Origin of the sequence: Halomonas sp. KM072, assembly GCF_050710315.1 — a bacterium.
GTDB lineage: Bacteria > Pseudomonadota > Gammaproteobacteria > Pseudomonadales > Halomonadaceae > Vreelandella > Vreelandella hamiltonii.
This window is the reverse complement of record NZ_CP136132.1, coordinates 1,122,090-1,136,188: the sequence shown is the minus strand read 5'-3', so window position 1 is coordinate 1,136,188 and position 14,099 is coordinate 1,122,090. Positions and strand designations below refer to the sequence as shown.

Genomic DNA, 14,099 nt, shown 5'->3' with positions numbered 1-14,099 from the left:
CCAGCTTACTCAATCAGCTAATTTTATACAAAAACTATACGCAAAAAATCATCGTCGCATGTCCGCGACACCTGTATACATTTTCATGTATCAGGACTCTAACCCGTTGGCCACTTCTGCTACCATGCCCTTTCGTTCTTCACTGCCTCCAGGATCACACCCCATGCGCTTGATTATCGCCGAGAAACCCAGCCTGGCGCGGGCCATTGCCGATGCCCTGCCCGGCGGCCAACGCCAGGACGGAGCGATTGTATGCGGCGATACCATCGTGACCTGGTGCCTGGGCCACCTGCTGGAGCAAGCCCCACCGGAGGCCTACGACCCGGCCGACAAGCAGTGGCGGTTGGACAGGCTGCCCATCGTGCCCCGGCAGTGGCAGCTGGCTCCGCGCCCCAAGGCACGTGGCCAGCTGGCGGTGATTCGCAAACTGATCAAGCAAGCCACCAGCGTGGTGCACGCGGGCGACCCGGACCGCGAAGGCCAACTGCTGGTACAGGAAGTGATCGAACACCTGAAATATCGTGGCCCGGTACAGCGGCTGCTGGTCAGTGACCTCAACCGACCCGCCGTCAGCCGCGCCCTGGCCAGCCTGCGGCCGAACAGCGAGTTCCAGCCGCTGTTCGAAGCGGCCCAGGCACGCGCTCGCGCCGACTGGCTGTACGGCATCAACCTGACCCGCGCCTGGACCCTCACCGGCCGCCAGGCAGGCCACGACGGCGTGCTTTCCGTGGGCCGTGTGCAAACCCCGGTACTCGGGCTCATCGTGCGGCGCGACAACGCCATTCGTGATTTTGTGCCCCACCCCTTTTACCCGCTGTGGGTGGACCTTCAGGTGGCCCAGGGCCAGCTGCGCGCCTGGTGGGCACCCAAAGAGCACCAGCCCCTGGATGAACAAGGGCGCTTGATTGACCGCACCCCCGCCGATGCCTTGGCCGCTCAACTGCCCGGCGCACGCGGCACGCTCACCACATTAGACCAGCAGGAGAAGCGCCAGGCCTCGCCGCTGCCCTACTCGCTCTCTGCGCTGCAAGTAGATGCCGCCCGTCGTCATGGCCTCTCTGCACAGATGGTGCTGGATATTTGCCAGCGGTTGTATGAGCAGCACAAGCTGATTACCTACCCCCGCTCCGACTGCCGCTACCTGCCCGAGGAGCATTTGCCGCTGGCCAGACAAACCCTGACCAGCGCCTGCCAGCACGACGACACCCTGCGCGGGTGGCTCCAGGGAGCCGACTTTACCCTGCGTTCAAAAGCTTGGAATGACAAACAGGTAGGGGCGCACCACGCCCTGGCCCCCACCGGCAAGCCCGCCGATTTCAGCCAGCTTTCCGCCACCGAAGGGCATGTGTTTCGACTGATCGTGCGCAACGTCATGGCACAGTTCTATCGCCCGCTGCGCACCTTCGAGGTCAAAGCCGAGTTCACCCTGTTGAACGAAGCCTTCCGCGCGCGGGGACAGAGCATTCTCGACCCCGGCTGGAAACCGCTGTTCACCACCCGAGAAGAGGCCCCGCCGCTACCACCACTGACCCAAGGCGAGGCCTGTCAGGCCCTCGGTGCAGGTGTGGAAGAGAAAGAGACCCGACCGCCAGAACCCTTCACCGACGCCAGCCTGATCAAGGCAATGATGAACATTGGCCGCTACGTGGACGACCCGGAAGTGCGCCGCACCCTGCGCGACACCGACGGCCTGGGCACCGAAGCCACCCGAGCCGGCATCATCGAAACCCTGGTGCAGCGCGGCTACCTGGTACGCCAGCAAAAAGCCCTGCGCGCCTCACAGCTTGGCGTCGCCCTCATCGCCGCCCTGCCCAGCGCCGTCAGCACTCCCGAACGCACCGCTCTCTGGGAGCAGCGCCTGCGCGCGATCTCCGAACGCCAGGACGACCCCAACGCCTTCCAACACGCCCTGCTGGAAGACTTGCACACCCTGCTGCGCCAAAGCGATGCCAGCAAACTGCGCCACAGCCTGCAAACCGCCCAAGGCGAAGCCGCAGGCCCCGCCAAACGCAGCGGAACCAGCAAAAAGAGCTACGCACGGCGCAAGAGTACCGGCAGCAAGACGGGCAGCAAGAAAAGTACGGGGAGCCGCAGTAGCACGGCGGGGAAGCGAGTGCGCTCAAGGCGGACTGACTAAATCGGCAACATTCGATTGATGAGCTCGCAAAAAGCCATGATCACCACGTCTCATCCGTACCTGGTGGCCCCACATCCATCGGCGTATCCGGGGCGATGTCTACCACGCCTTGCACGCGCTTGAGCCGCTGTACGGTAGCGTCATCGGCGGCGCCGGTAATACAGCCGATCTCCTCCAGCACCTCGCGGACGGTAAGCCCTTCGGCGCTGAGACGCGTGGCGATGTCATGGATGGGCTGATCGCTGGAGATCGTGATCAGCCAAAGCGTTACCGTTGCCATTGAAGGTATCTCCCGAAAATCAATGCCACACGTGTTGATGGGCATGCGCTGGACGGCCGGAGAAGACCGCCAGCGCACCACGCCGCCTAAGGGGCTTGTACCAGCCCCGCGCCTACCTGCTCTTGCGATAGCGGCAAAGGCCGGGCAGAGGCTATTAACTGATCCCACAGTTTTCGGCCTCGCAATGAAGCATCCGACTGGGCCCAAAGGGCCGCACACCCCGCCACGTGCGGAGTCGCCATGCTGGTACCGCTGATGGCCTTGTGACAGGTCGGCCGAGGCCAGGCAGACAACACGTCGCGCCCGGGGGCAGCCAGCTCGATCTTGCCATGATTGGAGAAGCTGGACACCGACAGGTTGGGGTCCAGGGAAGCCACCGACATCACCGTGGGCGAGTTCGCCGGGGCGCCGGTGGGCAGGGTTGAATTGCCCGCCGCTGCCATCACCAGGCAGTCGTTGCGTAGCGCTGCCGCACCGGCATGGGTGTAGGCGGCCTGTACCGGGCTCTGGCTGCCCAGTGACATGGAGATCACTTCACAGCGATTGGCAATCGCCCAGTTCAAACCTGCCAACACGCCTGCGCCCGTACTGCTGCCCGAGTTGGTCAACACTTTACCCACCAGTACCTGGGCATCGAAGGCAACCCCGTAACGGGGGGTATCACCGCAGGGAGACGTCGGGCCGCAGGCGGTTCCAATACAGTGTGTACCATGCCCATTGAGGTCCTGCACCGGCTCGCCGACAAAGCTGCGCGAGACAAATTCACGGCCCGCAAACTCCGGGTGGCCAAGGTCCATCCCGGTATCCAGCACGGCGACCTTGATACCTGCCCCACTCCATTGGCTGGCGGGTACTCGGCAACGGGCCAACCCCCCAGGTGGTGGTGCGGCCCTCTTGTTCTGGCTTTTCGACGGCATTTTCCATCTCCAGCTCCACCCCCATGTCACGGGCAATGGTGGTCGCGGCACGCAGAAAACCGCGCAAGTACTCCGAGTTTTCCAAAAAGGCAAAATATTCGGGCTCGATGATCTCGATGGGGCTATTCACCGCGAGCTTGTCCAGTACGTCCATGCCATGGTGCTGCAAGGCATCGCCCCCCACCAGGGCTACGGCCAGCTCTGGAAATACCAGCGCCTCGGCGTCACCGGTTTCGTCCAGGCTGACCGCTTGCTCGCTGAAATCGCGCGCGTCGGCAATACGGAAGTTAAGGGCTTGCAGCGCCTTGATGCCCTCTTCCACTTGGCCGTCTCGATAGCTGATCAAGTAGCGCCCTGTTTCCAGGCAGCTGCCGCCCCGCTCCAACGCCGCCAGCAGCAGCAGCTCGGTCTTGCACGAAACGGTGGCTATCGAAGCGTCACCCTGTCCATTTGGTCGTTTGGTCATCCTGCACCTCTTTACGCTTGGCACTCTGCATGATCGCCCTTTCTCCAGCAGACGCCTGCCCTGGCAGGCCCTTTGGCGAAACGGCGTACGTACCCCTCAGCCTAACGCACCTCGCGTTCCCCGCCAGCACGATTGCAACGCATTACGGGCTAGGGCAGGCCCCTGCAAACCTCAGCCCCGCTGGCGGGCAACGGGCCGCACCACCCACCAGCTGGCCAGCACCAGGCTACCGAACAGAGTATATACCGCCACGAACACCCACTCCGGTGCCGTGTAGTAGAGCAGCCGCTGGAGCCAGTGTTGAATGAAGGAACCGGCGTAAGTGGCTGAACCGGCTTCGGCACGCAGCGCCATTTCCAGGGTGGTGAGCGGGCAGACGGCTCCTAGCCACGCTTGCACGACCACATAACCAATGGCGCCTAGATGAACAAGCCGAAACCAGCGGTGGCGTACCCAGTGCCAGCCCAGCAGGCCGCCCAGGTAGATAGCCAGTAGCCCCAGCACCACGAAGGCCACGAACAGCACATGCAACAGCAGCACGGCATCGGCCAGTAACAGCAGGAGCGATGAGGGCATGGGCGTTCACCCCATGGAGTGAGTATCGCTGTCGGGCTCTTCCAACAGCGGCGGCACTGGGCAGCCGAGCATATCGGCCACCGCGCGGAACAGCTCTGCCTCGGCGGCGCGAATCACGCCGCTGTGTTCTACACAGCGGGTCATGGCGTTCAGCAAGCGGGCTTTATGCAGCGGTTTCAAGCGGCGCAAGCGCTCTACGGCCAGGCTGAGCGCCTGCATGTCATCGGCGTCTTGCAGGGAAGACAACGTAAAGGGCAGCGAGGCCTGGGCAGCCCGCAGCGCGGCAGCCACGGCCTCGTCACCCGCCTGCCCTGGCGCCACTCCCGCCTCAGCCAACACGCCCAACAGGCGCTGACATTCGGCCTGGGTCTGTTCCAGCGTCAGGGTTTCGGCGCCGCCGTGACGCTCGCTCAGATGGCTCAGCAGCAGCTGGTAGAGCGTCCACTCGAACAGACTGACCTTGCCGTCGCTATGGATCAAACGCTCCAGGCAGAGCCTGAAGTGCTGGGCCTGCTGTGTAGAAAGCGAGGTGAGCGCAGGCAGGGCAAGTTCGATCAGCGGCAGGCGTAGCTGTACGTCGAGCCGAGCCACCTGCTCCTTCAGGGCGTGCAGCGCGGCGAACACATCCGGCAGCGCCACGGCCTCCAGCGCCGCCAACTGCTGTGTGCGTTCGGCATCATCGTTGCTCAGCAGCATGGCGTAGATCAGCGCCCTGGCACTGTAGGGGTCATGGGCGGCCTCTACCAGGGTGGCGGGCAAGGCATCGATCACGTCGCGGGCCTTTTGCAAGTGGCGTGGATCGGGCTGCCCCATGGCCCCCAGCGCCACCTGCATGGCCGCCATACTGAACAGCGCCTCGGGAGACGTGGGCATCCCGCCCATCCGGTGGTTCTGGGGGCGTTTGTCTGCCTCGGCACCAGGGGTGTCGGGCTCTTGCTCCGAAGGCGCTGGCTGCAAGGCTTCGAAACGACCGTGCCAGTCGGGCAGAACGCGCTGAATGCGCGACTTGAGCGGCGGATGCGTCGCCATGAGCTGGCTTAGCCCCGACGACACTCCTTGACTGAAAAACAGGTGGCTGAATTCGGCAGCCTGGGGCGCCAAGAGGTGCGAGCCCTTGGCATGGGCACCCACTTTCACCAGCGCGCCGCCTATCCCCTGTGGGTTGCGGGTGTACTGCACGGCTGCCGCATCGGCCAGATACTCCCGCTGACGGCTCACCGCCGATTTGATCAGCCCGCCAAAGAAAGTGCCCGCGTAGCCGATCAACGTGAGCGCCAACCCAAGGCCCAGCACTATCGCCGCCGAGTTGTCGCGCTTGTTGTTGCTGACTCTTCGAAAGCGCAAGCTGCGCAACATCATGCCGCCTGCCAGACCAATCAGCAGCACGCCATGCAGCAGGCTTACCAGCCGGATGTTCAGACGCATATCGCCGTGCAGAATATGGCTGAACTCATGGGCGACCACCCCCTGCAGCTCATCGCGGGTGAGCTGCCGAATGGCACCTCGGGTAATGCCCACCACCGCATCGGCAGGCTGATAACCGGCCGCAAAGGCGTTGATCCCCTCCTCTTCCAGCACGTATACCGCAGGCACCGGCGTCCCGGAGGCAATGGCCATCTCCTCGACTACATTCAGGATCCGCCGCTCGTCGTGATCGCGCGTGTCGAGGTTGATCAGACGGCCGCCCAGCGCTTCCGCCACCACACGGCCGCCTCGACGCAGCTGGCGCTGCTTGTACAGCCCCCCGAACCCCACCAGCGCCAGCACGCCGACAGCCACCGCCACCAGCAGCTCCCAGGAGAGCATGGTCAACACCCCCTGCTCGACCGACTGAGCCTGACTGCCGCTGGCGCCCATCATGTACAGCGCAATGGCCACCACTAGCGTGGTCACGCCGATCAACGAGACGATGGCGAGGAGCAACAGCACCACCCAACGCCCCGTATTGCGCCTGGCGTGGTCTTGTGCGGTAAAGAAATCCATGGCATTGGCCTCCCTGTGGTCACCCGGGCCTGGGCATCACGTCTAGAACGAGACGCTCGGCGCCGTTTGCAGTTGGGCGCTGTCTTCGAAGGTCAGCAGCGTGGCATCCTGCCCATGCCCCAGCATGCCCGCCACGGCAATCGGCGGGAAACTCTGGCGATAGGTGTTGTAGTGCATCACCGCGTCGTTGAACGCCTGACGGGCAAACGCCACCTTGTTTTCGGTGCTGGTCAGCTCTTCCGACAGCTGCTGCATGTTCTGCGAAGCTTTCAGGTCCGGGTAGGCCTCCATGACCACGTTCAGCCGCCCCATGGCCTGAGTCAACGCGCCCTCTGCACCTCCCAGCTGCGCAATGGCCTCGGCACTGCCGGGGTTGGCCGCGGCGGCTTTCAGGCCAGCGGCGGCGGTGTTACGCGCTTCGATCACCGCCTGTAGCGTTTCCCGCTCATGATTGAGGTAGCCCTTGGCGGTTTCCACCAGGTTGGGAATCAAGTCGTGACGCCGCTTCAGCTGCACCTCGATTTGCGCAAAGCTGTTTTGAAAGCGGTTGCGCAGCGACACCAGTCGGTTGTACACCGACACCATATAGACGGCGATCAGAGCCACCACCACCAGCACGATAACCACAGTCAGCATCATGATATTTCCTTCCGTAGACCCAGATTCATGGAGAGCGGGTGTGCCCCATTACATGATCGGCTGACCATTGATCATCAGGCTTCCTTCTTGCCAAAGCACTTCCTGCTCTTCCGCCTCGCTATCCAGCATGGCGGCAAACGGCATCGGAATAAAGCCCAATACCAGATCGGGAGGTGTGGTTACGGTCAACGCCAGGCTCAGGCGACGGCTGAGATACTCCTGAGCCTCGAAGGGGCTCATCATCTGCTCTTCGCTCATCAGGCCCTCGGGTAACGGCTGCCCAACCGGCCAGAAGGCTCCGTAGAGCGCTCCTTTGGCGAGGTCCTGACCGTCGAAGGCCATGTGTGTGGTGAAGCGAGGCTTGAAGTCGATGCCCAGGTCGGGCAGTACGATATGGGCCTGCAGGGGGTCGATGGCCATGGTGGGGCTGGCAACCAGCATGGCGTAGCTGCTTTCCAGAGCCTCGGCCATCAGCAAACGCTCTTGCTCGGCGCCCACCGGTACGCCGCGTTCTTCGGCGTCCAGGTGCATGGCCATGAGCGGCGCATAGGCTTCCTGAAAGGCTTGCAGCGCCTCCAGGTCCCAGTTGTCGGCACTCACCTCGAAGGCCAGGCTACCAAAGGACGTATCGTCCACGCCCATCTCGGCAATCCGGAAATGGCCGCTCTGGTGGACGATGGTCTCCCCTCGTGACTCGCTCTCCGACTCCATACCCTCCAGGTAGACCCGCACGCCTTCCACGAATATTTCCGTGCGCGGTATGTCGAGACTCTGCAACAGCACGGGTTCGCCTTCGTGATGACGAGTGTTCAGGATCAGCCGTGGCGTCGCCATGCGCACGGTTTCATTGTCGCCATGGTAGGTGATCTCCTGAGCCCGGGTATCCAGGTGCCAATGCCCGTCGGCACCTCGATCGAGCGCCACCACCAGCTGGTCGATCAGTACGTCCAGCGCCACGCCATCCAGCTCGGCGGCGCTCAGTTGCCCTGCGATGGCGGAACGTGTTGCCTTGAGGTCGATATCGATGATGCCCTGCACCAGCGCCTGATTGGGCACGATATCGCCGGTAATATCGGCGCTCAGCGCCCCGTGCTTGACGAACAGGTTGACGTCCGCCGTGGCGTCTTCGAACCCGCGCATGGCGATCGTGGCCGTGGCTCGGGTATCGAAGAGGCCCTTGTCGATCTGCACATCATGCACCTCGTAGGAGACCGACCGATCCAGCTCAGCGAAGCTATCGACCAGCGCCTGCTCCACCTGATTGCCCACCATCGCCTGAGCTGCGACATACCCACCAGCGCCAACCACCACTACGCCTGCTGCCGTCGCGACCCATCCCTTTGTACTCAACGCCATGCCTAGCCCTCTCGATAGAATATGTTGCCAACATCAACATAAGAATAATTATCAATGATGCCAGATTCGTTTCAAAAAGAAACGCCTGCCCCAAACGATGCAACAGCAAACCAAAATGGAGCAGGCAGGCTTGATTGTCTGTAAAAGGCAGAGATTGGCATTTAGCAAACTACCCGATCACGCCCTGCTCGCTTGCCCACGTATAACAGCTCATCGGCGCGCTGGATCAGGTCGTCAAATTCACTATGGCCATCCTGGGCAGTGGCTACACCAATAGTCACGCTCGGGCGCAGCGATGCCATGTCGCCCGTACTGGCCAGTTCCGCTACCCGCTGCTTGAAGCGTTCGGCTACCTGCTGCGCATCGCTGGCAGTCGTATTGGGCAAAGCGACCGATGACATCACCCGGCCGCAACGACTGCTCACATACCTCGGCAATACGCGTCAGCACTCAGTCACCATACTGACTCTCAACACGATAAGCTTGACGCACACCCTCGATAACGGCTTGTACCATGAACACCCACTGGATTCTTGGCCCCGGGGCCATTGGCCGCTTGTTGGCACATTCACTGGCACCGCTTGCTGAGGTGGCCGTCATTGGCCGCCGCCCACTGCCTGGGCAGCAAATACTGACCACGCCGGAAGGCGAAACACGTGCGCAACACTTACCTTCGTTCACCGCTGAACGATTGGCGGCTGGTGCGGCGGCACCGCCAGTTTTCGTGCACATCACTACCAAAGCGATGGGTGCCGAGGCGGCGCTTGCGAGTGTCGCCAGCGTACTGCCCTCCTCGACTCCCCTGGTGCTATGGCAAAACGGTTTTTATGCCCAGCCGCGCATCAGCCAAACGTGGCAAGGTCCGGTGCTGTGCGCGACAACCACGCAAGGCGCTTATGTAACCGGCGATGACAGTGTCGTCCACGCTGGTCGCGGGCCTACGTTTGTGGGGGATTTGGACAATCAGCACACAGCATTAGCGACCACCCTGGCAGCACTGCTGAGTAACGCCGGATTTACCGCCACGGCGGTAGGTGATATTCGCAGCCGCCTATGGCAGAAATTAGCGGTGAATGCGGCAATCAACCCGTTGGTAGCCCTGCATGGCGTGCGTAACGGAGCGCTGCGCGGCGATGCCTACTCAGGCCTTGTGATAGCTGTGGTAGAGGAAGTGGCGACGATTCTAGAAAAAGAAGGTATTGCACCGCCAAACGGTGATGAAGGGAAAGCCGCTTGGCTGGCGCTGGTGTGGCAGGTGGTAGAAAACACCGCAAATAACAAGGCTTCGATGTTGCAGGATGTGGAGGCGAAGCGGCTTACCGAGCGCGGCGCTATTTTGGGGCCATTGATTGAGAGCGCGGAACGGCATGGGCTGGGGTGTGAGGTGTTGAAGGGGTTGGATCAGGAGCTGGCGTTGCTGGAGGCGGAGTTTTAATTGGGTTTGGGTAGTTTGATCGTCGCGCGCTAAAGCGCCCTCCCACAAACGCACCCAAAGTGAGTGCTGTACTAACGGCCAACAGATTGATTGAGCATGACGACAGCCGCCCCGGCAGTTGCGCCCCCTTTCCTTCACGTTACAGGAATCATCACGACCTTACGGTACGCGGGGCGTTCGGCGAGCTGCTCTGTCCAGCGCTGTAGATGGGGGTAGGATGACCAGGTGAGGCCGCTGTTGAAGAGGTTATAGGTGAACGGGGCAATGGCGATATCGGCCAGGCCGAAGTCTTCGCCGGAGAACCAGGGCTGTTGGCTCAACGTGGTGTCCAGTTGAGCGAAGAGCTTTTCACACGTGGCGATGGCGGGATCGAGTATCTGACTGTCGCGCTGCTCGGGTGGAGTGCGTACATAGCCCATCAGAATGGTGCGATGGGCAGGCGTGAGCAGACTGGTTGACCAGTCCATCCACTTTTCCATGCGTGCCCGCTGGGCGGGCGCCTCGATCCATAAAGGGTTAGGGCCGTACTGCGCCGCCAGGTAGCGAAGAATGGTGTTGGACTCCCACAGCAGGCTTTGAGTGACGTCATCCTTGAGCAGGGGTACCAGGCCACTGGGGTTCATGGCGAGGTATTCCGGCGTATCGTTTACCCCGTGTTGCAGGCCTGCCATGATTTGCTCGTACGGCAGTTGCAGCTCTTCCAGTGCCCAGAGCACTTTCTTGACGTTGGTGGAGTTGTTGCGGCCCCAAAGTGTAATCATGGCAGTCCTTGTGTTTGGCTCAATCGGTTGTTGAGTAACGACTCACTTTTTACGACTCACTCCTCACTCTTTACCACTCACTACTCGCTTTTATCCTGATACAGCTTGAGCAGGCTGGAGAAATCGAGTTTGCCGTTGCCACCCGCCTTGTGCAAGGTGAACAGCGCTCGGGCAGCGGAGCCCATGGGAATGGCAGCGGCGCTTTGCTGGCTGACATCCATGGCCAGACCCAGGTCCTTGATCATCAGGTCCACCTGGAAGCCGCCCTGATAACCTTTGGAGGCGGGAGCGTTTTCCATGACTCCCGGGTAGGGATTGTAGACGTTGAGCGCCCAGTTGCCGCCGGAACTCTGCTTCATGATTTCCGACAGCACGGCGGGGTCCAGGCCATTCTTGACGCCCATGTTGATGGCTTCACAGGTGCCCGCCATGAGGATCGAGAGCAGCATGTTGTTGCATACCTTGGCCACCTGCCCTGCCCCGTGGTCTCCGGCGTGGAAGATGTTCTTGCCCATGGCCTGCAGCACGGGCTGCGCCTGAGTGAACTGGGCATCCGAACCGCCCACGATGAAGGTCAGCGTGCCCGCCTGGGCACCGCCCACACCACCGGAGACTGGCGCATCCACGAAACCGATGCCCTTTTCAGCGCCAGCGGCGGCGACGTGACGCGCGGTGTCGGCGTCGATGGTCGAGCAGTCGATCACCAGGGCGCCCGTCTTGATGACGTCGAACAGCGGCGCGTCGCCCTCCATGTATAGCCCCCGCACATGCTTGCCCGCTGGCAGCATGGAGATCACGAAATCGGCATCGGCTGCCGCGGCCTGGGCGGTGGCGGCAGTGTCGCAGCCCTGGGCACGGGCGGTTTCCAAGGCCTCGGCAGCCAGGTCGAAGGCCCGCACTTGAAAACCGGCTTTCACGAGATTGGCTGCCATGGGGCCGCCCATATTACCCAGGCCGATGAAGGCTACGCTGGTCATATTGTTATCCTTGTTGAGATTGGTCAGCAGTCGATTGAATAGCGCTCTCGAAAGAGACAGCGCGCGTTATTGAAGATCTGCCAGAGGGCTGGTCTCCCAGGGGGATGTCAGTAACTCTTCCATGAAGCTGGGCGGCACCGAGGCCACGTCCGGGAAACGCCAGCGCGGCTGGCCGTCCTTGTCGACCAGTAGCGCACGCACGCCTTCGGGGAACTCCTCATGGCGGCAGCACTGCACGGAAAGCGCCAGCTCGAACCGGAACACTTCGGCCAGCGACATGTGCCGGGCGCGCTTGAGCTGCTCATCGATCAGCCGCAAAGAGACCGGGCTGCCATGGGCCAGAGTGCGCTGGGCTTTACTGAACCACTGGTCGTCGCTGTCGACTCCCAGCACCGCCGCCACCTGCTGCTCGACAGTATCGTGGTCCATCAGCTCGCGTATCAGTGAAGACGCCTTGTAGACAGGCGCTTCCAGCTCGGCAAACGCCGCCTGAGAAGCCTGCTCCAACTCGCGCAACACGCGGTTGACCACGCCATGGGCATCGGTTTGCTCCCCCTCTCCCCAGCGGGCTTCCAGCAGCGCCTGGGCCAACGCCTCACGGTGGTGGCTGGCAATTGCTCGATCTGCCAGCCCCAGATGCAGCGCATCGGGGGCATTGATCTGACCACCGGTCATGGCCAGAAAACGCCCGGTGCCATTGGGCAGGCGATTGAGAAACCAGCTGGCTCCCACATCGGGGTACAGGCCAATGGTCACTTCCGGCATGGCCAGCCGCGACGTTTCAGTGACGATACGGTGGCTGCTGGCACTGAGCAGCCCCATGCCACCGCCCATCACGATGCCATGCCCCCAGCAGATGATCGGCTTGGCGAAGGTGTGCATCAGATAATCGAGCCGATATTCGCGCTCGAAGAAACGTTCGGGGAAGTCCGGCTCACCATCGCCGGTGATGGCTTTGTAGAGATTGACCACGTCGCCCCCTGCACAGAAGGCTTTTTCGCCTGCGCTGTCCAGCAGAATGGCCACCACACGCTCATCCTCCTGCCACTGGGTCAAGCGGGGCAGCAGCGCGTCGATCATCTCCAGGGTCAGCGAATTCAGCGAACGCTCGGCGTTGAGCGTGATCTCGCCGATCACATGGCCGTCCTGGGTCGTGTGCTCTTCAAACAGTACGCAACTCATTGCCTCATCCTTATCAGTTCGGGCGTCGGGGCTACAGTTCGGCGGCGCCATCGGCCAGCACACGGCGGGATATGATCAGCCGCATGATCTCGTTGGTGCCTTCCAGAATGCGGTGTACGCGGGTGTCACGCACGTAGCGCTCCATGGGGTACTCCTTGATGTAGCCATTGCCACCGTAAAGCTGCAAGGCTTCATCGCACACCTTGAACCCTACATCCGTGGCAAACCGCTTGGCCATGGCGCAATAGGCCGTGGCATCCGGGTGGCCAGCGTCCAGCTTGGCCGCGGCCATGCGCACCAGTTGGCGGGCAGCCACCAGCTCGGTCACCATGTCGGCCAAACGGAACTGCAGAGCCTGGAAATCGGCTAGTCGCTTGCCGAACTGCTTGCGCTCCAGCAGGTATTCACGGGCTTTGTTGAGCGCTTGCTGGGCGGTGCCGATCGAGCAGGTGGCAATATTGATGCGTCCACCGTCCAACCCCTTCATGGCGATCTTGAAGCCGTCGCCTTCCTTACCCAGCAGGTGGCTGGCAGGCACACGCACGTCTTCGAAGGTAATCATCCGGGTGGGCTGGCTATTCCAACCCATCTTGTCTTCCTTGCGGCCGTAGCTGATCCCGTCACTCTGGGCATCCACGGCAAAGGCAGACACGCCGCCCGCCCCTTCGCCGCCGGTACGGGCCATTACCACCAGGAAATCGGTACTGCCTGCCCCGGAAATGAACATCTTGCTGCCATTCAGCACGTAATGCTCACCGTCGCGCCGGGCGGTGGTCTTGAGCGATGCGGCGTCGGAGCCCGCGTTGGGCTCGGTCAGGCAGTAGGAGCCCAGCAGCTCACCGGTCGCCAATCGCTCGCCCCACTGCTCCACGGCTTCTGGCGTGCCGAAATCCGCCAGCATCCAGGTCACCATGTTGTGGATGGTGAGGTATGCCGTAGTGGAGGTACAGCCCATGGAGAGCTGCTCGAAAATGATGCTGGCATCCAGCCGCGAAAGCCCCAGCCCGCCCACGCGCTCCGGGGCATACAGGGAGCAGAACCCCAACTCGCCTGCCTTGCGAATCACGTCCACCGGAAAAAAAGCCTCGGCATCCCATTTAGCGGCATGGGGCTCCAGCTCGTTCTGGGCAAACCCACGCGCCATATCGGCAAAGGCAACCTGGTCTTCACTCAGCTCAAAATTCATGGCGGTCTCCGCTGCGGCGAGCCCCTGAACTCAGTCAGAAGCCTCGCCGAATATTATCGTTATCGGTCACGTTGACGTTTACGTTAACTTATATTTTTAGGCGGATTTGCGCAACCGAATCCCCCACGACCTTTGGCGTAGAAACGCCACCCTACCCAAGCCAAGCCCCCTCAAGCCAGCTGCCGTCTCACCCATAAAAAAGGG

General features: G+C 61.9%; 14 protein-coding genes. 2 read left to right on the top strand and 12 right to left on the bottom strand.

The window, feature by feature from the left end:
- Positions 1 to 163: 163 nt before the first annotated feature.
- Positions 164 to 2,137 carry a DNA topoisomerase III gene (locus tag RVM26_RS05325; protein WP_287808381.1) on the top strand — a complete coding sequence of 658 codons (1,974 nt, stop codon included), beginning with the start codon at positions 164 to 166 and terminating at the stop codon, positions 2,135 to 2,137.
- A 40-nt stretch (positions 2,138 to 2,177) separates the two neighbouring features.
- On the opposite strand, the gene RVM26_RS05320 is transcribed toward RVM26_RS05325, so the two are convergent.
- The 8 genes from RVM26_RS05320 to RVM26_RS05285 form a co-directional block, all read right to left on the bottom strand.
- Positions 2,178 to 2,417, bottom strand: a complete 240-nt coding sequence (locus RVM26_RS05320) for a hypothetical protein (protein ID WP_498941288.1) — start codon at positions 2,415 to 2,417, stop codon at positions 2,178 to 2,180.
- 86 nt (positions 2,418 to 2,503) lie between these two features.
- A complete protein-coding gene (locus RVM26_RS05315) occupies positions 2,504 to 3,214 on the bottom strand; it encodes a S8 family serine peptidase (protein WP_287808384.1) in 711 nt (236 codons plus the stop codon).
- On the bottom strand, positions 3,180 to 3,800 hold the full coding sequence (locus tag RVM26_RS05310; protein ID WP_498941286.1) for a hypothetical protein: 621 nt from the start codon (positions 3,798 to 3,800) through the stop codon (positions 3,180 to 3,182). Before RVM26_RS05310 ends, RVM26_RS05315 begins: the two co-directional genes overlap by 35 nt.
- A gap of 171 nt (positions 3,801 to 3,971) precedes the next feature.
- Positions 3,972 to 4,376 carry a DUF2784 domain-containing protein gene (locus tag RVM26_RS05305; RefSeq protein WP_287808386.1) on the bottom strand — a complete coding sequence of 135 codons (405 nt, stop codon included), beginning with the start codon at positions 4,374 to 4,376 and terminating at the stop codon, positions 3,972 to 3,974.
- Positions 4,377 to 4,382: 6 nt separating this feature from the next.
- Positions 4,383 to 6,359 carry a M48 family metallopeptidase gene (locus RVM26_RS05300; RefSeq protein WP_287808387.1) on the bottom strand — a complete coding sequence of 659 codons (1,977 nt, stop codon included), beginning with the start codon at positions 6,357 to 6,359 and terminating at the stop codon, positions 4,383 to 4,385.
- A 42-nt stretch (positions 6,360 to 6,401) separates the two neighbouring features.
- Positions 6,402 to 6,998, bottom strand: coding sequence for a LemA family protein (locus RVM26_RS05295; protein ID WP_039178383.1), 597 nt, complete (start codon positions 6,996 to 6,998; stop codon positions 6,402 to 6,404).
- Between the two features lie 48 nt (positions 6,999 to 7,046).
- On the bottom strand, positions 7,047 to 8,354 hold the full coding sequence (locus RVM26_RS05290; RefSeq protein WP_498941283.1) for a YdgA family protein: 1,308 nt from the start codon (positions 8,352 to 8,354) through the stop codon (positions 7,047 to 7,049).
- A gap of 161 nt (positions 8,355 to 8,515) precedes the next feature.
- Positions 8,516 to 8,755, bottom strand: a complete 240-nt coding sequence (locus RVM26_RS05285) for a nucleotidyl cyclase domain-containing protein (RefSeq protein WP_498941281.1) — start codon at positions 8,753 to 8,755, stop codon at positions 8,516 to 8,518.
- Positions 8,756 to 8,868: 113 nt separating this feature from the next.
- On the opposite strand from RVM26_RS05285, the gene RVM26_RS05280 reads away from it, so the two are divergent.
- Positions 8,869 to 9,789: a ketopantoate reductase family protein gene (locus RVM26_RS05280; RefSeq protein ID WP_498941279.1), complete on the top strand. Its 921-nt coding sequence runs from the start codon at positions 8,869 to 8,871 to the stop codon at positions 9,787 to 9,789.
- A gap of 134 nt (positions 9,790 to 9,923) precedes the next feature.
- Here the strand turns inward: RVM26_RS05280 and RVM26_RS05275 are convergent, their stop codons facing one another.
- The 4 genes from RVM26_RS05275 to RVM26_RS05260 all read right to left on the bottom strand — a co-directional run bounded on the left by RVM26_RS05275 (position 9,924) and on the right by RVM26_RS05260 (position 13,895).
- Positions 9,924 to 10,550, bottom strand: coding sequence for a glutathione S-transferase family protein (locus RVM26_RS05275; RefSeq protein ID WP_498941277.1), 627 nt, complete (start codon positions 10,548 to 10,550; stop codon positions 9,924 to 9,926).
- A gap of 80 nt (positions 10,551 to 10,630) precedes the next feature.
- Positions 10,631 to 11,527, bottom strand: coding sequence for an HIBADH family dehydrogenase (mmsB, locus tag RVM26_RS05270; protein WP_498941275.1), 897 nt, complete (start codon positions 11,525 to 11,527; stop codon positions 10,631 to 10,633).
- Positions 11,528 to 11,593: 66 nt separating this feature from the next.
- Entirely contained in the window at positions 11,594 to 12,709 is a 1,116-nt protein-coding gene (locus tag RVM26_RS05265) for an enoyl-CoA hydratase/isomerase family protein (RefSeq protein ID WP_498941273.1), read from the bottom strand.
- A gap of 31 nt (positions 12,710 to 12,740) precedes the next feature.
- Complete coding sequence (locus RVM26_RS05260) at positions 12,741 to 13,895, bottom strand: acyl-CoA dehydrogenase family protein (RefSeq protein ID WP_039177097.1); 1,155 nt, start codon at positions 13,893 to 13,895, stop codon at positions 12,741 to 12,743.
- Positions 13,896 to 14,099: the final 204 nt, after the last annotated feature.

Bases quoted from the DNA above. Each gene is read 5' to 3' on its own strand.
- RVM26_RS05260 (WP_039177097.1), bottom strand. From the start codon at position 13,895: ATGAATTTTGAGCTGAGTGAAGACCAGGTTGCCTTTGCCGATATGGCG.
- RVM26_RS05275 (WP_498941277.1), bottom strand. From the start codon at position 10,550: ATGATTACACTTTGGGGCCGCAACAACTCCACCAACGTCAAGAAAGTG.
- RVM26_RS05295 (WP_039178383.1), bottom strand. From the start codon at position 6,998: ATGATGCTGACTGTGGTTATCGTGCTGGTGGTGGTGGCTCTGATCGCC.
- RVM26_RS05285 (WP_498941281.1), bottom strand. From the start codon at position 8,755: ATGTCATCGGTCGCTTTGCCCAATACGACTGCCAGCGATGCGCAGCAG.
- RVM26_RS05310 (WP_498941286.1), bottom strand. From the start codon at position 3,800: ATGACCAAACGACCAAATGGACAGGGTGACGCTTCGATAGCCACCGTT.
- RVM26_RS05280 (WP_498941279.1), top strand. From the start codon at position 8,869: ATGAACACCCACTGGATTCTTGGCCCCGGGGCCATTGGCCGCTTGTTG.
- RVM26_RS05325 (WP_287808381.1), top strand. From the start codon at position 164: ATGCGCTTGATTATCGCCGAGAAACCCAGCCTGGCGCGGGCCATTGCC.
- RVM26_RS05265 (WP_498941273.1), bottom strand. From the start codon at position 12,709: ATGAGTTGCGTACTGTTTGAAGAGCACACGACCCAGGACGGCCATGTG.
- RVM26_RS05290 (WP_498941283.1), bottom strand. From the start codon at position 8,354: ATGGCGTTGAGTACAAAGGGATGGGTCGCGACGGCAGCAGGCGTAGTG.
- RVM26_RS05305 (WP_287808386.1), bottom strand. From the start codon at position 4,376: ATGCCCTCATCGCTCCTGCTGTTACTGGCCGATGCCGTGCTGCTGTTG.
- RVM26_RS05320 (WP_498941288.1), bottom strand. From the start codon at position 2,417: ATGGCAACGGTAACGCTTTGGCTGATCACGATCTCCAGCGATCAGCCC.
- RVM26_RS05300 (WP_287808387.1), bottom strand. From the start codon at position 6,359: ATGGATTTCTTTACCGCACAAGACCACGCCAGGCGCAATACGGGGCGT.
- RVM26_RS05315 (WP_287808384.1), bottom strand. From the start codon at position 3,214: ATGGACCTTGGCCACCCGGAGTTTGCGGGCCGTGAATTTGTCTCGCGC.
- mmsB (WP_498941275.1), bottom strand. From the start codon at position 11,527: ATGACCAGCGTAGCCTTCATCGGCCTGGGTAATATGGGCGGCCCCATG.